Origin of the sequence: Streptomyces sp. NPDC058525, assembly GCF_042719495.1 — a bacterium.
GTDB lineage: Bacteria > Actinomycetota > Actinomycetes > Streptomycetales > Streptomycetaceae > Streptomyces.
The window spans coordinates 13,420-32,352 of record NZ_JBHXNP010000021.1 but is presented as its reverse complement, the minus strand read 5'-3'; the positions used below and the strand labels follow the sequence as shown (position 1 = coordinate 32,352).

The window sequence follows — 18,933 nt, the reverse complement described above, 5'->3', positions numbered from 1 at the left end:
CCTCCGGGACATGGGGGGATGGAGGGGATCTGGGGGCGCTTCCCGGCAGTGGCCGGGGGCGCCCAAGATGGTCCAGACCAATACCCTTGTCAAGGCTTCCGTCCCTCCTGCGCCACCACGCGCGCGGCCGCCTCGTGCATCGCGAGCTCCAGCACGGCCGGATCGGTGAGCGTCCCCTGCCCGTCGGGGAGCACCAGCCAGCGCACCCCGCCGGTCACCCGGCCGGGGTACGGGACCACGATCCAGCTGCCGCGGCCCGCTCCCCGTACGCCCGTGCCGATCCAGCGGGACGCCGTGCCCGGGGGCACGAAGAAGCCCGTCCTGGAGTCGCCGAAGTCGGCGAGCACCGGGCCGGGCCGTTCGATGATCAGGTTCAGTACGTCGAGGGTGGCCTGCCCCAGCTCCCCGGGCAGGATCAGCACGTCCCAGCGCCGGCCGGCGGGCAGGAGGACCACCCCGAGGGGGTTGCGCTCCCATTCCCACCGGCTGGCGTCGGGATCCGGCGCCACCGATACGAGCCATTCCACTGCCGTCTTGTCCCCCGGGGTCGTCATCGCCCGGCCTCCGTTCGTCTCGTGCGGTGAAGGGTTCTCACCGGGAGAGAGCGCGGCCGGGCGCGGCTATGACGCGGGTTCCGTTACTCCGTGGTGGTGAAGCAGGTCACACGGCGGGCGGGCGGTGGCGGGTCAGCTGTCGAAACCGAGGCCGAACCGGTCGAGCGTGCGCAGCCAGAGGTTGCGGTGCCCGCCGTGGCTGTCGGCGCGGGCCAGCGACCACTTGGTGAGGGTGATCCCGGTCCAGGCGAAGGGCTCGGGCGGGAACGGCATCGGCTTGGACTTCACCATCTCCAGCCGGGTGCGCTCGGTGGACAGCCCGTCGAGCAGGTCCAGCATCACGTCCGCGCCGAAGCGGGTGGCGCCCACGCCGAGCCCGGTGTAGCCGGCGGCGTAGGCCACCTTCCCGGAGTGCGCGGTGCCGAAGAAGGCCGAGAAGCGCGAGCAGGTGTCGATCGCCCCGCCCCAGGCGTGGCTGAACCGGAGGCCCTCCAGCTGCGGGAAGGCGGTGAAGAAGTGCTCCGCGAGCTTGAGGTAGGTCTCGGGGCGGTGGTCGTACTCGGAGTCGAGCTTCCCGCGGTAGGGGTAGATCGCGTCGTAGCCGCCCCACAGGATCCGGTGGTCCTTGGTGATCCGGAAGTAGTGGAACTGGTTCGCGCTGTCGCCCAGGCCCTGCCGGTTCTTCCAGCCGATGGCGGCGAGCTGGGCCTCGTCGAGCGGCTCGCTCATCAGCGCGTAGTCGTAGACCGGCACGGTGAACGGGCGGATGCGGCGCACCAGCGAGGGGAAGATGTTGGTGCCCAGGGCGACCCGGCGCGCCAGGATCGTGCCGTACGGGGTCTGGACGGTCATCCCCCGGCCCGCCGAGGCCATCTTCAGGCCGCGGGTGTTCTCGTAGATCCGCACCCCGAGGTCCAGGCAGGCATGCTTGAGGCCCCATGCGAGCTTGGCCGGGTTGAGCATGGCGACGCCGTCGCGGTCCCAGAGGCCGGCGAGGAAGGTCGGGGAGTCGACCTCGGCGCGCAGGGCCTCGCCGTCGAGCCATTCGCTGCGGCCGGCGAGACCGAGCCGCTGGGCCTCCTCGTGGAGTTCCCGCAGCTCCTCGACCTGGTGGGGCTCGGTGGCGACGTCGATCTCACCGGTGCGCTCGAAGTCGCAGTCGATGCCGTAGCGGGCGACGGCCTCCTCGATGGCGTCGAGGTTGCGGGCGCCCAGCTCCTCCAGCTTGGCGAGCTCGCCGGGCCAGCGGGCCAGCCCGTTGCCGAGCCCGTGGGTGAGGGAGGCGGCGCAGAAGCCGCCGTTGCGGCCGGAGGCGGCCCAGCCCGCCTCCTTGCTCTCGATCAGGACCACGTCCCGGCCGGGGTCGCGCTCCTTGGCGAGCAGCGCGGTCCACAGCCCGCTGTAGCCGCCGCCGACGACGAGCAGGTCGCAGCGCTCGTCGGTGGTGAGCGCCGGCTGCGCGGCGGGCTTGCCGGGGTCGTCCAGCCAGTACGAGACGGGCTTGGCTCCGGAAAGGGATTTCGCAACACTACGCATGGCGACTGGGGCCATGGCTTCCAACTCCCTACAGGGGTCTACTTCGGTTGTGCCTTCTTGCGGCGGTTGCCGACCATCTGGCCGACGAGGACCACCAGTACGGCGATGACGAACATCGCCGTGCCGATGACGTTGATCTGCACGGGCGTACCGCGCTGGGCCGATCCCCACACGAACATGGGGAAGGTGACGGTGTTGCCCGAGTTGAAGTTGGTGATGATGAAGTCGTCGAAGGAGAGCGCGAAGGAGAGCAGCGCTCCCGCCGCGATACCGGGTGCGGCGATCGGCAGGGTGACCCGTACGAAGGTCTGCACCGGGCCGGCGTAGAGGTCGCGGGCGGCCTCCTCCAGCCGCGGGTCCATCGACAGGACGCGTGCCTTGACGGCGGCGACGACGAAGCTGAGGCAGAACATGACGTGGGCGATCAGGATCGTCCAGAAGCCCAGCTGGATGCCCATGTTGAGGAAGAGCGCGAGCAGCGAGGCCGCCATCACGATCTCGGGCATGGCCATGGGCAGGAAGATCAGCGAGTTGACCGCGCCGCGCGCCCGGAAGCGGTAGCGGACGAGCGCGAAGGCGATCGCGGTGCCCAGGGCGGTGGCGCCTATGGTGGCCCACAGGGCGATCTGGAGCGAGAGCGAGAGGGAGCCGCACAGGTCGGCGACCCCGCAGGGGTCCTTCCACGCGTCGAGCGAGAACTCCTGCCAGGCGTAGTTGAACCGCCCGGTGGGGTTGTTGAAGGAGAAGACCGTCACGACCACGTTCGGCAGGATCATGTAGGCGAGCGTGCCGAGACCGGCGATCACTACGAGATTGCGGCGAAGCCAACGCATCAGACCAGGTCCTCCGTCCCCGCTCGGCGGATGTAGATGGTGACCATGATCAGCACAATGGCCATGAGGATGAAGGACAGCGCGGCCGCCGTCGGATAGTCCAGGATCCGCAGGTACTGCGACTGGATGACGTTGCCGATCATCCGGGTGTCCGTGGAGCCGAGCAGTTCGGCGTTGACGTAGTCGCCGCTCGCCGGGATGAAGGTGAGCAGGGTCCCGGAGACCACACCCGGCATGGACAGCGGGAAGGTCACCTTCCGGAAGACCGTCGCGGGGCGGGCGTACAGGTCCCCGGCCGCCTCGTGGAGGCGGGTGTCGATGCGCTCCAGCGAGGAGTACAGCGGCAGGATCATGAAGGGGAGGAAGTTGTACGTCAGACCGCAGACGACCGCGAGGGGCGTGGCCAGGACCCGGTCGCCCTGGGTGAGGCCGAGCCAGCTGGTCACGTCGAGGAAGCCGACGTTGTTGAGGACGGCGACCACCGGTCCGCCGTCGGCCAGGATCGTCTTCCAGGCGAGGGTGCGGATCAGGAAGCTGGTGAAGAACGGCGCGATGACCAGGACCAGCAGCAGGTTGCGCCAGCGGCCCGCCTTGAACGCGATCAGGTAGGCCAGCGGGTATCCCAGCAGCAGGCACAGCACGGTGGCGGTGCCCGCGTAGAGCAGGGAGCGCAGGAACTGCGGGTAGTACTCGGTGAAGGCGTCCCAGTAGGTCTGGAAGTGCCAGGTGACCTGGAAGCCCTCTTCGAGCGAGCCGGTCTGCACCGAGGTGGAGGCCTGGTAGACCATCGGCAGCACGAAGAACACCAGCAGCCACAGGATGCCGGGGAGCAGCAGCCAGTACGGGATGAGCCGCTTGCGCAGCGACGCCTGGTGCACCGGGGGTTCGGCGGGGGCGGGCGCCTGGGGCGGCGCTGTTTCCACGGCGGGCCCGGTCACGCGGACTCCTCGACCGTCTCGATGCCCGCGTCGCCCATCGTCCCTGCAAGCATGGACTGGGCGGCGTCGAGGCCGAAGGTGTGCTCCGGGTTCCAGTGCAGGATCACCTCGGCGCCGGGCACGAGGCGGCCGTCCCGCTCGATGTTCTGGGCGTACACCTCCAGCTCGGGGCAGACCTGGCTGTCGATGACGTACTGGGTGGAGACGCCGATGAAGGAGGAGTCCGCGATCCGGCCCGGGACCTTGTTGCGGCCGGCCGCGATGGTGTGCTCCTCGTCGGCGTGCACCAGGGAGATCTTCTCCGGGCGCACCCCGACCAGCAGCTTGCCGCCGCCGCGCGGGGTGGTGGCGCAGCGGGCCGCGGGCAGCCGCAGCTTCGTGCCGGAGGCGGAGACGACCACCTCGGAGCCGGCGGACTCCACCGAGGCCTCGATGAGGTTGGAGGTGCCGAGGAAGTTGGCGACGAAGGTGGTGCCCGGGTTCTCGTACAGCTCGGCGGGTGCGCCCAGCTGTACGACGCGGCCGCCGTTCATCACGGCGACCGTGTCGGCCATCGTCATGGCCTCCTCCTGGTCGTGCGTGACGTGCACGAAGGTGATGCCGACCTCGGTCTGGATGCGCTTGAGCTCCAGCTGCATCTGCCGGCGCAGCTTGAGGTCGAGGGCGCCGAGCGGCTCGTCGAGGAGGAGCACCTGCGGGTGGTTGATCAGGGCGCGGGCGACGGCCACGCGCTGCTGCTGGCCGCCGGAGAGCTGGTGCGGCTTGCGCTGGGCGAACTGGCCGAGCTGGACCAGCTCCAGCATGTCGTCGACCTGCTTCTTGACCGACTTGATGCCGCGGCGGCGCAGGCCGAAGGCGACGTTCTCGTAGATGTTCAGGTGCGGGAAGAGGGCGTAGCTCTGGAAGACCGTGTTGACCGGGCGCTTGTACGGCGGCAGGTCGGTGACCTCCCGGTCGCCGAGGCTGACCGTGCCGGTGGAGGGCTCCTCCAGGCCGGCGATCATGCGCAGAGTGGTGGTCTTCCCGCAGCCCGAGGCGCCGAGCAGGGCGAAGAAGGAGCCCTGGGGAATGGTGAGATCCAGCGGGTGCACGGCGGTGAAGGTGCCGTAGTGCTTGCTGATCCCGGCGAGGCGGACGTCGCCGCCCGCGGTCTTCTCAGTCATGGGTGGGTCCCGGGGTTGGGTGGGGGAAGGGTCAAGGGGGGCTGGGCCGGGAGGAGCCGGCCGGGGTGCGGTCGCCGGGGCCGTCCGGTGGCCCGTGCCCCGGTGCGCCGCGGCCCGCCGCGGGGCGTCAGGCTCCGATGAGCTTGGCGAACTTCTCCTCGTACGCCGTCTCTTCTTCGCTGGTCAGGGAGCGGAAGGCGTGGGCCTTCGCGGACATGGCCTTGTCCGGGACGATCAGCGGGTTGTCCGCGAGTGCGGGGTCGATCTTGGCGAGCTCGTCCTTGACGCCCTCGACCGGGCAGACGTAGCTGATGAACGCGGCCAGCTGGGCGGCGACCGGGGGCTCGTAGTAGTAGTCGATGAGCTTCTCCGCGTTGGCCTTGTGCCGGGCCTTGGCGGGGACCAGCAGGTTGTCGCTGGAGGTGATGTAGCCGGGGGCGGGGATGGCGTACTGGATGTCCGGGTTGCCCGCCTGGAGCTGGATGACGTCGCCGGCCCAGGCCAGACAGGCGGCGAGGTCGCCCTTGTCGAGGTCCGCGGTGTAGTCGTTGCCGGTGAAGCGGCGGATCTGCTTCGAGTCCACGCCCTTCTGCAGGCGGCCGATCGCGCCGTCGAAGTCGGCGGTGGTGAAGTTCGCCGGGTCCTTGCCCTGGTCGAGCAGGGTCATGCCCACGCTGTCGCGCATCTCGGTGAGGAAGCCGACCCGGCCCTTGAGGGTGGGGTCGTCCAGCATCTGCGTGACGGAGTCGACCTTCTTCCCGTCGGTGGCCTTGGCGTTGTAGGCGATGACCGTGTCGATGCCGGTCCACGGGTAGCTGTAGGCGCGGCCCGGGTCCCAGTCGGGGCTGCGGAACTGCGGGATCAGGTTGGCGTAGGCGTGCGGCAGGTGGGAGGGGTCCAGCCGCTGCGCCCAGCCGAGGCGGATGATGCGCGCGGCGAGCCAGTCCGTGACGACGATCAGGTCGCGGCCGGTGTCCTGGCCGGCGGCGAGCTGCGGGCGGATCTTGCCGAAGAACTCGACGTTGTCGTTGATGTCCTCGGTGTACTTGACCTCGATCCCGGTCCGCTTGGTGAACTCCTCCAGGGTGGGCCGGGTCTTCTCGTCGTCGCTGGTGTCCATGTACTCGGTCCAGTTGGAGAAGTTGATCTCCTTCTCCTGCGCCGAGTGGTCGTCGGACGCGACGGCCGAGTCGCCCTCGCGCTTGGCGGGCGGGATGCCGCACCCGGCGAGGGTGGACAGGCCCGCGAGGGTGAGCGCTCCGACTCCGGAGGCGCGCAGCAGCGAGCGGCGGGTGAGGGCGCCGCGCCCGCTGGTGAGGCTGCGCCGCATCGCGGCGAGTTGCGCCGCCGAGAGGCGGTCGGGCTCGAACTGCTCCATGCGCTGTGCCCTTTCGGGAGGTGTACCGCTGGTCGGGCGGTGGTTGGCACGCGGCGGCAGCCGCAAATGGTTACGGTCGGTCCCCGAAGATCGTGCGGTGCCAGTCCTTCGCGGCCACCGCGGTGTTGTCGTACATCACGTGCTTGACCTGCGTGTACTCCTCGAAGGAGTAGGCGGACATGTCCTTTCCGAAACCGCTGGCCTTGTAGCCGCCGTGGGGCATCTCGCTGATGATCGGGATGTGGTCGTTGACCCAGACGCAGCCCGCCTTGATCTCGCGGGTGGCACGGTTCGCGCGGTAGACGTCGCGGCTCCAGGCGGAGGCGGCGAGCCCGTACGGGGTGTCGTTGGCCAGCGCGATGCCCTCGTCGTCGGTGTCGAAGGGCAGGACGACGAGGACCGGGCCGAAGATCTCGGACTGGACCACCTCGCTGTCCTGGGCGGCTCCGGAGATGAGGGTGGGCCGGTAGTAGGCCCCATCGGCGAGCTCGCCCCCGGGGATCTCGCCGCCGGTGACGACGGTGGCGTAGGCACGGGCCCGCTCGACGAAGCCGGCGACCCGGTCGCGCTGGGCGTGGGAGACCAGCGGGCCGAGGTCGGTGTCGGACGCGAAGGGGTCGCCGACGCGGACGGTCTCCATCAGCTCGGCGACGCGGGCGACGAAGGCGTCGTGGAGGGGGCGCTGGACGTAGGCACGGGTGGCGGCGGTGCAGTCCTGGCCGGTGTTGATGAGGGAGGCGGCGACGGCGCCGTGCGCGGCGGCCTCCAGGTCGGCGTCGTCGAAGACGAGGAAGGGGGCCTTGCCGCCGAGCTCCAGGTGGAGCCGCTTGACGGTGGCGGTGGCGATCTCGGCGACGCGCTTGCCGACGGCGGTGGAGCCGGTGAAGGAGGTCATGACCACGTCGGGGTGGCCGACGAGGTGCTCGCCGGCCTCCCGGCCGGCGCCGGTGACGATGTTGACCACGCCGTCGGGCAGGCCCGCCTCCTTGGCGGCCTGCGCGAACATCAGGGAGGTCAGCGGGGTGAGCTCGGCGGGCTTGAGGACGATCGTGTTGCCCGCGGCGATGGCCGGGAGGATCTTCCAGGCGGCCATCTGGAGCGGATAGTTCCAGGGGGCGATGGAGCCCACCACGCCGATGGCCTCGCGGCGTACGTAGGAGGTGTGGTCTCCGGAGTACTCGGCGGCGGCCTGTCCCTGGAGGTGGCGCGCGGCCCCCGCGAAGAAGGCGGTGTTGTCGACGGTCCCGGGGACGTCGAACTCCGTGGACAGCTTGATCGGCTTCCCGCACTGGAGGGACTCGGCGTACGCGAAGTCCTCGGCCTGCTCGGCCAGGACGGCGGCGAGCCGGTGCAGGGCGTCCGACCGCTCCGCGGGGGTGGCGGCCGACCAGCCCGGGAAGGCCCTCTTGGCGGCGGCGACGGCCTCGTCCACGTCCGCCGTGCTCGCGAGTTCGTAGGTGAGGACCTCGTCCCCGGTGGCCGGGTCGACCACGGTGTGTGACCGGCCCGAGGTGCCGGACCTGAGCTGTCCGTCGATGTACTGCGCGCCGTCTGCGAAGCGGTCCTTGACCTGGAAGCGGTTGCCCATCACGCTCTCACGCTCTCCGTAGCTACAGTTCGAGCTACAGCTCGAATTGAGTGCCGATCCTGGCAGAGGAGACTCCCCTGTCCAAGTGATTCCGTTGTTGCCTTTTGATTACGCGACGGATTCGGTCGACCAAGTGTCGAGGCACGCCCGAAATCCCGTACGAGTTGTCCGTGGCGACTGTCAGACTCGCGTGCATGGAGATGATCGACAAGCTGATCAAGCAGGTCAGCCGTGGTGAGCGAGTGAAGTTCCTGCCGTTCTGGGGACACCGCCCGCGGCCGGACGGCAGCCTGGGCCCGAGCTGCCTGAGCCAGTGGTGGCCGGCCGAGTTCACTGTGGGTGATGTCCGGTACGCAACCGCCGAGCACTGGATGATGGCCGGGAAGGCCCGTCTCTTCGAGGACGCCGACGCGGAGCGGGCGGCCCTCGCGGCCCCTACCCCGGCCCAGGCGAAGAACGCCGGACGGCTCGTGCGCGGCTTCGACGACGCCGTGTGGGAGCGGGAGCGCTTCGCCCTGGTGGTGGAGGGCAGCGTGCACAAGTTCGACTCCGACCCGGCGCTGCGCTCCTACCTGCTGTCCACCGGGGACCGGGTGCTGGTCGAGGCGAGCCCCCTGGACCGGATCTGGGGCATCGGCCTGGCCGCCGACGACGAACGCGCCCTGGACCCGGCCCGCTGGCAGGGCCTGAACCTGCTGGGCTTCGCCCTGATGGAGGCACGCGAACGGCTGCGGCGCAGCTGAGCGGCAATTGCGTGGCTGATCGGTAATTGCGTGGCGGAGCGCCCGGCCCGCCGCCTAACGTGATCCTCGTCCAGGTGCGCAGGCGAGACATACTTCCACTGTTAATGGGGCGGCCGCGGGTTCGAGTCCCGTCACCGGCTTCGGGCCGGTGTAGCTCAGTCGGTAGAGCACCACGTGGTTTCGCCGAACTCGATCTCTGGACACCTACGTCACGCACCTCCCGGTGCGCGGGCAGCGGCTCCTTCTTTTCCGAAGACACCAGGCCGCCGCCCCTTCGATCTCGGGAGGCACGCGTGGGGGATGCCCGGTGCGCAGGCGACGGCTACTTCCGGGACCCGGAGGTCGTGGGTTCGAATCCCACCCGGCCCGTCACCCGCGAGGGAACGGGCCGGTGGAGCAGCGCGGTAGCTCGCCGGGCATAAAGTCCGCCGCCGACTTCTGATCTCGGGCATCCCCCACGTCACGCCTCCCCCGCTTTGCTTTGAATTCGGGGGGATTCACATGGCTCGATTCAACCTGCGCCGAGCGCCCAAGTCCGCGCCCGCCGCGCCCACTTCGCCCGTCCGCTCCGCCGGCCGCGCCCGCACCCGCGAGGGCGGGCCGGGCCACCTGCGCGACCCGCGCTCCGAACTGTTCCTGCTGGCGGTCGCCAACTTCGTGACCCAGCGCACCGCGTACGAGAGCGGCGAGGCCCGCGACGACCGCTTCGCGGCCCTGGTGCGGCGGCTCGCGGTCGAGGACCCCGCGTGGACGGCCGGCCTCCTGGGCTGGCTCCGCGGGGAGGCCAACATGCGCACGGCCTCGCTCGTCGGCGCGGCCGAGTATGTGAAGGCACGCCTCGACGCGGCTGCCGCCGACGGGCCTTCGAACCGACGGGTCGTGGACTCCGTACTGCGGCGCGCGGACGAGCCCGGCGAGCTGCTGGCCTACTGGACGGCGACGTACGGGCGGAACGTGCCCAAGCCCGTGAAGCGCGGCATCGCCGACGCCGTGCGCCGGCTCTACTCCGGCAGCTCGCTGCTGAAGTACGACACCGACTCCAAGGGCTACCGCTTCGGCGACGTCCTCAACCTCGTGCACGCCTCCCCCGACCCGGCCAAGCCCTGGCAGGGCGAGCTGTTCCGCTACGCCCTGGACCGCCGGCACCACCCGGAGGAGGCCGAGGTCCCGGCCGGCGACCGTACCCTCGCCGCGCACCGGGCACTGATGGCGCTCCCGGTGTCCGAGCGGCGCGGTGTGGTCACCGCGCCCGACGGCGCCGAGCGGCTCGCGCGGGCCGGCATGACCTGGGAGGCGCTGGCCGGCTGGCTGCAGGGGCCCATGGACGCGGCCGCCTGGGAGGCGGTCATCCCCTCCATGGGCGCGATGGCCCTGCTGCGCAACCTGCGCAACTTCGACCAGGCCGGTGTCTCGGACGAGGTGGCCGCGGCCGTCGCGGCGAAGGTCTCGGATCCCGAAACCGTCGCCCGGGCGCGGCAGTTCCCCTTCCGCTATCTGGCCGCCCACCAGCACGCGCCCTCGCTGCGCTGGGCGTATCCGCTGGAGCGGGCGCTCGGCCACTCGCTGGCCAACGTGCCTTCGCTGCCCGGGCGGACGCTGGTCCTGGTGGACCGGTCCGGCTCCATGTGGTCCCCGCTCTCGGACCGCTCGCAGCTCAACCGGGCCGACGCGGCCGCCGTGTTCGGGGCGGCGCTCGCGCTGCGCGCCGAGCGGGCGGACCTGGTGCAGTTCGGCACGACCAGCGCGGTGGTCCCCTACGGTCCCGGCGAGTCCGTGCTGAAGGTGCTGGAGCGGTTCGGGCACCTCGGAGGCACCTATACGGCCAAGGCCGTCAAGGAGCACTACCGCGGCCACGACCGGGTGCTGATCGTCACCGACGAGCAGGCCGCCTCGTACGGCTACGGCGGCGACCCGACGGCGGAGGTTCCGCAGACGGTGCCCGTGTACACCTGGAACCTGGCGGGCTACCGGGTGGGCCACGCGCCGTCCGGCTCCGCGAACCGGCACACCTTCGGCGGGCTCAGCGACGCGGCCTTCCGCATGGTGTCCCTGATCGAGCGCGGCCAGGACGCCGACTGGCCCTGGGAGTCCGGCGCCTGAGCTCCGGGCCTGAGCCCGGGGCTCATATCTTCTCGCGCTCCCGGGAGTCCGAATACGGGCTGTCGAAGCGGGAGTCGCCGCTCCAGTCGCCGTCCAGGAACGGGGCGAACATGGCCAGCAGCATCAGGGCGCCCAGCACGATGCCGATCGCCCCGAGGATGATGCCGGCCAGCGCCATCCCGCCGTTGTCGGCCTCGCCGCGGTTGGCCTTGCCCTTGCCGAGGGCGCCGAAGACGACCGCACCGATGCCGAGCCCGATGGCGAGGACGCTGGTGATGCAGCCGACGACGGACAGGATGCCGAGGACGAGGGCGGTGACGCCGAAGCCGTTGCTCTGAGGCGTCGCGTACAGCGGGTATCCGGAGGTGCTCGGATATCCGGACGGGCCGCCCGGGTACCCGGGGTATCCGGGCACGGCCTGGTAGCCCGTGTCCCCCGGGTATCCGTACCCCGGCACGGCGGACGGGGCGGCGGGATATCCGTAGCCGCCCGGGTCCGGCTGGGCCGGATACCCGTACGCGGGCGGCACGCCGGGTGTCGGGGCCGGCGCCGGAGCGGACTGCGGGGCGGCGGGCTGCAGGGCGGGCTGCGGGGCGGCGGGCTGCGGCGCTCCGGCCCCCGGCATCCCGGCGACCGTCTGCTGGTCGTGCACGGACGGCGGGCCCTGTACTCCCGGCGCGGCCTGCTGCTTGCCCAGGTCCACGGCCGGCCGCTCCGGCGGCGCCCACGGATCCCTCGGCTCAGGGCTCTGGTCGGTCATGCGGCGCCCCCCTCTCGTACGGCCATGCTAAGCGCTGCCACCGACAGTCACGGGGGTGCCTACGATGAAGGCCGACCTGACCGCACGCGCGTCCTCCCGGAGGCACCTTCATGACCGACCTGCACCCCTTCATCGCGGGGCTGCCCAAGGCGGAACTCCACGTCCACCACGTCGGCTCGGCGTCCCCGCGCATCGTGGCCGAGCTCGCCTCCCGGCACCCCGACTCGAAGGTCCCGACCGATCCCGAGGCGCTCGCCGACTACTTCACCTTCACCGACTTCGCGCACTTCATCGAGGTCTACCTGTCGGTCGTGGACCTCGTCCGCACCCCCGACGACGTACGCCACCTCACCTTCGAGGTGGCCCGCGACATGGCCCGGCAGAACATCCGCTACGCCGAACTCACCATCACCCCCTACTCCTCCACCCGCCGCGGCATCGAGGAGAAGGCCTTCATGGAGGCCATCGAGGACGCCCGCAAGGCCGCCGAGGCCGAGCTCGGCGTCATCCTGCGCTGGTGCTTCGACATCCCGGGCGAGGCCGGCCTGGAGGCCGCCGCCGAGACCGCCCGGCTCGCCGTCGACCTGCGCCCCGAGGGCCTGGTCTCCTTCGGCCTGGGCGGCCCCGAGATCGGCGTGCCGCGCCCCCAGTTCAAGCCGTACTTCGACCGGGCCCGCGCCGCCGGCCTGCACAGCGTGCCGCACGCCGGCGAGACCACCGGCCCCGAGACGGTGTGGGACGCCATCCGCGAGCTGGGCGCCGAGCGCATCGGCCACGGCACCAGCTCCACCCAGGACCCGGAGCTGCTCGCCTACCTGGCCGAGCACCGCATCGCGATGGAGGTCTGCCCGACCTCCAACATCGCCACCCGCGCGGTGACCGACCTGGACCTGCACCCCGTCAAGGAGATGGTGGCCGCGGGCGTCCTCGTCACCATCAACAGCGACGACCCGCCGATGTTCGGCTCCGACCTGAACAACGAGTACGCGGTGGCGGCGCGCCTCCTCGACCTCGACGAGCGCGGTCTGGCCCAGCTCGCCAAGAACGCCGTCGAGGCCTCCTTCCTCGACGAGGCCGGCAAGGCGCGGCTCACCGCGGAGATCGACGCGTACACGGCCGAATGGCTCGCGCGCTGAGGTCCCGCCGGACGCGCCGGCCCCTGAGAATGGGGCCATGCGCACCCTGACTGCCGTCGGCCACCGCGGCGATCCCTACCGTGTCCGTGAGAACACCCTGGCCTCGATCCGCTCCGCGTTCGCGCGCGGGGCGGACGCGGTCGAGATCGACGTACGGCTGACCCGCGACGGGGTGCCGGTCCTGCTCCACGACGAGACGCTGGACCGGCTGTGGGGCCATGACGTGCGGCTCGACGCCGTCACGGCCCCGCAGCTCAAGGAGCTGACCGGGGGCGGGGTGCCGACGCTGCGCGAGGCGGTGCTGGCGGCGGGGGCGGGACGGCTGATGATCGACCTGCCGGGTGCCTCGTACGAGGCGGTACGGACGGTCGTGGGCCAGGTCCGCGAGTGCGGGGCGCGCGAGCGCACCTTCTACTGCGCCGGCCCGAACACCATGCTGGCGGTCCGCGCCGCCGATCCGGGCGCGGAGATCGCGCTCACCTGGACCACGCTGTCCCCGCCGCGCCGGGTGCTGATCGACGCGGTGACCCCGCGCTGGCTCAACTACCGCTTCGGCCTGGTGAGCCGGGAGCTGACGGACGCGCTGCACCGGGACGGCCTGCTGGTGTCGGCCTGGACCGCGGACACCCAGCGGACGATGCGGTCGCTCGTCAGGGCCGGCGTCGACTCGATCACCACGAACCGCGTGGACGCGCTGACCGCCGTGCGGTCCCGCCTCGGCGTACCTGCCGTGCCGCGCTGAACACCCGCCCGCCCACGATGGTCCCGGCCCGGCTCAGACGGCGGCCGGGGCCGGCGCCGCGGGCACGGGCGCCGCGGGCGCGGCGGAAGCGGCGGCCTGCAGGGCTTCCAGGCGCTTGATCATGCGGCGCAGGAGCAGCAGGGGGATCACTCCGAAGACGCCGAAGGCCATGTCGATGACGGACCACCAGACGGGGATCCCCCGGATCGGGCCGCAGATCAGGGCCAGGGGGATCACGCCGGCGCAGGCGATCATCCCCGCTTCGACGATCCAGATGTTGCGGACCGGGTCGCGGTACACGCCGTAGAAGAAGACGGCGATGACGAGGTGGGCGAAGGCCAGCCAGTCGGTGCCGTACAGCAGGAAGGGGTACTCGGAGTCGGCCTGCTCCAGGCCGTCGCCGACGCGCCGCAACCAGTCGTTCTCCACCAGGGCGTTGGCCCAGCGGAGTTCGCTGACCAGGGGGAAGGCGGTGAGGCCGCTGAGCACGAGGCAGACGAGGAACAGGGTCAACCAGGCACGGATCCGCCGCTGAAGGGCGCTTCTCTCGCTCATGGGAAGAAGCCTACGCAGGTTTCTGAACACGTTCAAGCGATTGCCTGAACGTGTTCAATTCAGCGTGGGCGGCGGTCAGAGTCCGACGATCGCGTTCCAGCGCCTGGCGAACTGGCGGCGTTCGGCCGAGGAGATGTCCCGGGCGACGACCAGCCGCTCGCGCATCTCGTCGTCGGGGAAGATCAGCGGGTTCTCGGCCAGTTCGGCGGTCTCCGCGTCGTCGGAGGCGGCCAGGACCTCGCGGGCGGCCGGGACGGGGCAGACGTAGTTGACGGAGGCGGCGAGCTCCGCGGCCACCTCGGGGTCGTAGTAGTGGTCGATCAGGGCCTCGGCATTGGCCTTGTGCCGGGCCAGGTTGGGCACGAGCAGGCTCTCCGCCCAGAGTTCGGCCCCCTCCTCCGGGACCACGAACTCGATGTCGGGGTTGTCCGCCTGGAGCTGGATGGCGTCGCCCGAGTAGGCCTGGCACGCCAGGACGTCGCCCTTGCTCAGGTCGGAGGTGTAGTCGTTGCCGGTGAAGCGGCGGATGTGCTTCTTCCTCACCATGCTCTCGACCCGGTCGCACATCCGGTGGAAGTCGGACTCCGTCCAGCGGGTGACGTCCACCCCGTCGCCCTGCATCAGGAGGGCGAAGGACTCGTCGAGGCCGGAGAAGAGGGTGACCCGGCCCGCGAGGTCCGGCTGCCAGAGGTCCTTGACGGACCTGATCTCCCGGCCCAGGGCCTTGCGGTTGTAGGCGATGCCGGTGATCCCCGACTGCCAGGGGACGGTGTGCAGCCGGCCCTCGTCGAAGGCGGGGGACCGCAGTTGGGGGTCCAGGTAGCGGTCCACGTTGGACTGCGCCGAGCGGTCCATCTTCTGGGCCCAGCCGAGGTGGACGAAGCGGGCCGCCATCCAGTCGCTGACCACCACCAGGTCGTGGCCCGTCTCCTGGTGGTTCATCAGGGCGGGGCTGACCTTGCCGAAGAACTCGTCGTTGTCGTTGATCTCCTCGGAGTACAGGACCTCGATGCCCGTCCGCTCCGAGAAGGCGTCCAGCGTCGGCCGGCGCTCCTCGTCCTCCTCGTCGGTGTCGATGTACAGCGGCCAGTTGGAGAAGGAGAGGGTCCGGTCGCGCTCGGACCGGTCGAGCCCTTCACGCCGGCCCTCGGGGACGTAGGCGGCGGGCACTCCGCAGCCGGCGAGGGCGGCCAGCAGGCCCGTGGCACCGAGGCCGCGCAGTGCGGCGCGGCGGGAGAAGGCGAGTTGAGGCATGGCCTCAGCGTCGGGGAAACGCGAAGGGGCGGGCAATAGACATGTTGTCTACCGCCCGCCCCGTCAACGGCGTGCTCTGACCGATGCGGCCCGTCAGCCGTCGAGCGAGGTCATCACGTGCTTGATGCGCGTGTAGTCCTCGAAGCCGTAGGCGGAGAGGTCCTTGCCGTAGCCGGACTTCTTGAAGCCGCCGTGCGGCATCTCGGCGACGAGCGGGATGTGGGTGTTGATCCACACGCAGCCGAAGTCGAGGTTCTTGGACATCCGCATCGCGCGGCCGTGGTCCTTGGTCCACACGGAGGAGGCGAGGGCGAACTCGACGCCGTTCGCGTACGCCACGGCCTGGGCCTCGTCCGTGAAGGACTGGACGGTGATGACGGGCCCGAAGACCTCGTTCTGGATGATCTCGTCGTCCTGCTTGAGGCCCGAGACCACGGTCGGGGCGTAGAAGTAGCCCTTCTCGCCGACCTGGTGGCCGCCCGCCTCGACCTTGGCGTGGGCGGGGAGGCGCTCGATGAAGCCCGCGACCTGCTTGAGCTGGTTCGGGTTGTTCAGCGGGCCGTAGAGCACGTCCTCGTCGTCCGGCTGGCCGGTCTTGGTGTCGGCGGCGGCCTTGGCGAGCGCGGCGACGAACTCGTCGTGGATCGACTGGTGGACGAGCACGCGGGTGGCGGCCGTACAGTCCTGGCCGGCGTTGAAGTAGCCGGCGACCGCGATGTCCTCGACGGCCTTGGCGAGGTCGGCGTCCTCGAAGACCACGACCGGGGCCTTGCCGCCGAGCTCCAGGTGGACGCGCTTGACGTCCTTCGAGGCGCTCTCGGCGACCTGCATGCCGGCGCGTACCGAGCCGGTGATGGAGGCCATCGCCGGGGTGCTGTGCTCGACCATGGCCTTGCCGGTCTCGCGGTCACCGCAGATGACGTTGAAGACGCCCTTGGGCAGGATCGAGTCGATGATCTCCGCCATCAGGACGGTGGAGGCGGGGGTGGTGTCCGAGGGCTTGAGCACCACGGTGTTGCCCGCGGCGATGGCCGGGGCGAACTTCCACACGGCCATCATCATCGGGTAGTTCCACGGCGCGACCTGGGCGCAGACGCCGACCGGCTCGCGGCGGATGATCGAGGTCATGCCCTCCATGTACTCGCCGGCCGAGCGGCCCTCGAGCAGGCGGGCGGCGCCGGCGAAGAAGCGGATCTGGTCCACCATCGGCGGCAGCTCCTCGCTGGCCGTGAGGCCCAGCGGCTTGCCGGTGTTCTCCGACTCGGCGGCGATGAGCTCGTCCGCGCGCGCCTCGAAGGCGTCCGCGATCTTCAGCAGCGCCTTCTGCCGCTCGGCGGGGGTGGTGTCGCGCCAGCCGGGGAAGGCGGCCGCGGCGGCGGCCATGGCCGCGTCGACGTCGGCCTGGCCCGAGAGGGGGGCGGTGGCGTACGCCTCGCCGATGGCCGGGTTGACCACCTCGGTGGTCCGCCCGTCGGCGGCGTCCTTGAACTCTCCGCCGATGTAGTTGCGCAGACGACGCAGTTCGGTGGTCACTACAGCCACTCTCCTGATCACATGTCCAACGATTGAGACGATCCCCAAAGAGTAGCTCCTTGGCGGAGGCTTTCGACAGAGCCAGACACCATGAACTACGAAATCAGTGAGATCCGGCTCGTCAAACAACGGATTTCATCGATTCCACCTTGCGGAACAGACGACTCCTCGTGCACAGTGTGGTCGTGGTCAGTCGAAGCGCAGATTCCAGGAACAGACAACCGTCCCCTTCGGTCGATGCTGTGTCCCTGGCGATCATCGAGCAACTGCAGGAGGACGGCCGCCGTCCCTACGCAGCGATCGGCAAGGCCGTCGGCCTGTCGGAAGCGGCCGTGCGCCAGCGCGTACAGAAGCTGCTCGACCAGGGCGTCATGCAGATCGTCGCCGTCACCGACCCGCTCACCGTGGGCCTGCGACGCCAGGCCATGGTCGGCATCAACGTCGAGGGAGACCTCGACCCGGTGGCGGACGCCCTGACCGCCATGGCCGAGTGCGAGTACGTGGTGATGACCGCAGGGTCGTTCGACCTGATGGTGGAGATCGTCTGCGAGGACGACGACCACCTGCTCGAAACGATCAACAAGAAGATCCGCGCGCTCCCCGGCGTGCGATCAACCGAAAGCTTCGTTTACCTGAAGCTGAAGAAGCAGACCTACATGTGGGGAACTCGATAACCCGTGAGCCAGGACCTCTCCAAAACCGCGTACGACCACCTGTGGATGCACTTCACCCGCATGTCGTCCTACGAGAACGCGCCCGTGCCCACCATCGTGCGTGGTGAGGGCACCTACATCTTCGACGACAAGGGCAAGCGCTACCTCGACGGCCTCGCCGGCCTGTTCGTGGTCAACGCCGGTCACGGCCGCAAGGAACTGGCCGAGGTCGCCTACAAGCAGGCCCAGGAACTCGCGTTCTTCCCCATCTGGTCGTACGCGCACCCCAAGGCCGTGGAGCTCGCCGAGCGCCTCGCCGACTACGCCCCGGGCGACCTGAACAAGGTCTTCTTCACCACCGGTGGCGGCGAGGCCGTCGAGACGGCCTGGAAGCTCGCCAAGCAGTACTTCAAGCTGCAGGGCAAGCACACCAAGTACAAGGTCATCTCGCGTGCGGTCGCCTACCACGGCACCCCGCAGGGCGCCCTGTCCATCACGGGCCTGCCGGCCCTGAAGGCCCCCTTCGAGCCGCTGGTCCCCGGCGCGCACAAGGTGCCGAACACGAACATCTACCGCGCCCCGATCTACGGCGACGACCCCGAGGCCTTCGGCCGCTGGTGCGCCGACCAGATCGAGCAGGAGATCCTGTTCGAGGGCGCCGACACCGTCGCCGCCGTCTTCCTGGAGCCGGTGCAGAACGCCGGCGGCTGCTTCCCGCCGCCGCCCGGCTACTTCCAGCGCGTCCGCGAGATCTGCGACGAGTACGACGTGCTGCTCGTCTCCGACGAGACGATCTGCGCCTTCGGCCGTCTCGGCACGATGTTCGCCTGTGACAAGTTCGGCTACGTCCCGGACATGATCACCTGTGCCAAGGGCATGACCTCGGGCTACTCCCCGATCGGTGCCTGCATCGTCTCGGACAAGCTCGCCGAGCCGTTCTACAAGGGCGACAACACCTTCCTGCACGGCTACACCTTCGGCGGCCACCCGGTCTCCTCGGCCGTCGCGCTGGCCAACCTCGACATCTTCGACAAGGAAGGCCTCAACCAGCACGTGCTGGACAACGAGGACGCCTTCTTCTCGACGCTGAAGAAGCTGCACGACCTGCCGATCGTGGGCGACGTCCGCGGCAACGGCTTCTTCTACGGCATCGAGCTCGTCAAGGACAAGGCCACCAAGGAGTCCTTCACGGACGAGGAGACGGAGCGCGTGCTCTACGGCTTCCTCTCCAAGGCGCTCTTCGAGAACGGCCTGTACTGCCGGGCCGACGACCGAGGCGACCCGGTCATCCAGCTGGCCCCGCCGCTGATCGCCGACCAGGGCACCTTCGACGAGATCGAGGGCATCCTGCGCTCGGTGCTCACCGAGGCGTGGACCAAGCTCTGATCAGCCGCCGGACCAGGGCTTAAATAGTCCGATCACACGGCCCGGATCCCCCGTTCGAGTGAGAACGAGGGGGTCCGGGCC

General features: G+C 70.1%; 17 protein-coding genes and 1 tRNA gene. 7 read left to right on the top strand and 11 right to left on the bottom strand.

What is annotated here, in order from left to right; translation table 11 throughout:
* Window positions 1–89: 89 nt before the first annotated feature.
* The 7 genes from ACFWP3_RS13225 to ACFWP3_RS13195 form a co-directional block, all read right to left on the bottom strand.
* A complete protein-coding gene (locus ACFWP3_RS13225) occupies window positions 90–554 on the bottom strand; it encodes a hypothetical protein (protein ID WP_384219725.1) in 465 nt (154 codons plus the stop codon).
* 132 nt (window positions 555–686) lie between these two features.
* A complete protein-coding gene (locus ACFWP3_RS13220) occupies window positions 687–2,105 on the bottom strand; it encodes an NAD(P)/FAD-dependent oxidoreductase (RefSeq protein WP_384219723.1) in 1,419 nt (472 codons plus the stop codon).
* A 23-nt stretch (window positions 2,106–2,128) separates the two neighbouring features.
* Window positions 2,129–2,923 (bottom strand): ABC transporter permease, encoded by a 795-nt coding sequence (locus tag ACFWP3_RS13215; RefSeq protein ID WP_384219720.1) that lies wholly within the window; start codon window positions 2,921–2,923, stop codon window positions 2,129–2,131.
* Complete coding sequence (locus ACFWP3_RS13210; RefSeq protein WP_384219718.1) at window positions 2,923–3,861, bottom strand: ABC transporter permease; 939 nt, start codon at window positions 3,859–3,861, stop codon at window positions 2,923–2,925. The genes ACFWP3_RS13215 and ACFWP3_RS13210 overlap by 1 nt, the downstream gene beginning before the upstream one ends.
* A complete protein-coding gene (locus ACFWP3_RS13205; protein WP_384219716.1) occupies window positions 3,858–5,024 on the bottom strand; it encodes an ABC transporter ATP-binding protein in 1,167 nt (388 codons plus the stop codon). Before ACFWP3_RS13205 ends, ACFWP3_RS13210 begins: the two co-directional genes overlap by 4 nt.
* Before the next feature lie 127 nt (window positions 5,025–5,151).
* Window positions 5,152–6,402: a spermidine/putrescine ABC transporter substrate-binding protein gene (locus tag ACFWP3_RS13200; RefSeq protein WP_384219713.1), complete on the bottom strand. Its 1,251-nt coding sequence runs from the start codon at window positions 6,400–6,402 to the stop codon at window positions 5,152–5,154.
* Window positions 6,403–6,472: 70 nt separating this feature from the next.
* Window positions 6,473–7,990: a gamma-aminobutyraldehyde dehydrogenase gene (locus ACFWP3_RS13195; protein ID WP_384219828.1), complete on the bottom strand. Its 1,518-nt coding sequence runs from the start codon at window positions 7,988–7,990 to the stop codon at window positions 6,473–6,475.
* A 194-nt stretch (window positions 7,991–8,184) separates the two neighbouring features.
* On the opposite strand from ACFWP3_RS13195, the gene ACFWP3_RS13190 reads away from it, so the two are divergent.
* The 3 genes from ACFWP3_RS13190 (at window position 8,185) to ACFWP3_RS13180 (ending at window position 10,833) form a co-directional block, all read left to right on the top strand.
* Window positions 8,185–8,733, top strand: coding sequence for an NADAR family protein (locus ACFWP3_RS13190; RefSeq protein ID WP_384219711.1), 549 nt, complete (start codon window positions 8,185–8,187; stop codon window positions 8,731–8,733).
* Window positions 8,734–8,811: 78 nt separating this feature from the next.
* A tRNA-Ser gene (locus ACFWP3_RS13185) sits at window positions 8,812–8,873 on the top strand.
* 361 nt (window positions 8,874–9,234) lie between these two features.
* Window positions 9,235–10,833: a TROVE domain-containing protein gene (locus tag ACFWP3_RS13180; RefSeq protein WP_384219709.1), complete on the top strand. Its 1,599-nt coding sequence runs from the start codon at window positions 9,235–9,237 to the stop codon at window positions 10,831–10,833.
* A 22-nt stretch (window positions 10,834–10,855) separates the two neighbouring features.
* Here the strand turns inward: ACFWP3_RS13180 and ACFWP3_RS13175 are convergent, their stop codons facing one another.
* A complete protein-coding gene (locus tag ACFWP3_RS13175; protein WP_384219706.1) occupies window positions 10,856–11,593 on the bottom strand; it encodes a DUF4190 domain-containing protein in 738 nt (245 codons plus the stop codon).
* Between the two features lie 110 nt (window positions 11,594–11,703).
* Between ACFWP3_RS13175 and ACFWP3_RS13170 the strand changes: the two genes are divergently transcribed.
* Both ACFWP3_RS13170 and ACFWP3_RS13165 read left to right on the top strand, forming a co-directional pair.
* Window positions 11,704–12,729, top strand: a complete 1,026-nt coding sequence (locus tag ACFWP3_RS13170) for an adenosine deaminase (RefSeq protein WP_384219704.1) — start codon at window positions 11,704–11,706, stop codon at window positions 12,727–12,729.
* A 37-nt stretch (window positions 12,730–12,766) separates the two neighbouring features.
* Window positions 12,767–13,471, top strand: coding sequence for a glycerophosphodiester phosphodiesterase (locus ACFWP3_RS13165; protein WP_384219702.1), 705 nt, complete (start codon window positions 12,767–12,769; stop codon window positions 13,469–13,471).
* A gap of 33 nt (window positions 13,472–13,504) precedes the next feature.
* On the opposite strand, the gene ACFWP3_RS13160 is transcribed toward ACFWP3_RS13165, so the two are convergent.
* The 3 genes from ACFWP3_RS13160 to ACFWP3_RS13150 all read right to left on the bottom strand — a co-directional run bounded on the left by ACFWP3_RS13160 (window position 13,505) and on the right by ACFWP3_RS13150 (window position 16,813).
* Complete coding sequence (locus ACFWP3_RS13160; protein WP_384219699.1) at window positions 13,505–14,026, bottom strand: hypothetical protein; 522 nt, start codon at window positions 14,024–14,026, stop codon at window positions 13,505–13,507.
* Window positions 14,027–14,101: 75 nt separating this feature from the next.
* A complete protein-coding gene (locus ACFWP3_RS13155; protein ID WP_384219697.1) occupies window positions 14,102–15,280 on the bottom strand; it encodes a PotD/PotF family extracellular solute-binding protein in 1,179 nt (392 codons plus the stop codon).
* A gap of 93 nt (window positions 15,281–15,373) precedes the next feature.
* Window positions 15,374–16,813 (bottom strand): gamma-aminobutyraldehyde dehydrogenase, encoded by a 1,440-nt coding sequence (locus tag ACFWP3_RS13150; RefSeq protein WP_384219695.1) that lies wholly within the window; start codon window positions 16,811–16,813, stop codon window positions 15,374–15,376.
* 170 nt (window positions 16,814–16,983) lie between these two features.
* Here ACFWP3_RS13150 and ACFWP3_RS13145 point away from each other — a divergent pair, with 170 nt between their 5' ends.
* Both ACFWP3_RS13145 and ACFWP3_RS13140 read left to right on the top strand, forming a co-directional pair.
* Window positions 16,984–17,487 (top strand): Lrp/AsnC family transcriptional regulator, encoded by a 504-nt coding sequence (locus tag ACFWP3_RS13145; RefSeq protein WP_069922162.1) that lies wholly within the window; start codon window positions 16,984–16,986, stop codon window positions 17,485–17,487.
* 3 nt (window positions 17,488–17,490) lie between these two features.
* Window positions 17,491–18,852 (top strand): aspartate aminotransferase family protein, encoded by a 1,362-nt coding sequence (locus tag ACFWP3_RS13140; RefSeq protein ID WP_384219693.1) that lies wholly within the window; start codon window positions 17,491–17,493, stop codon window positions 18,850–18,852.
* The last annotated feature ends 81 nt before the right edge of the window (window positions 18,853–18,933 follow it).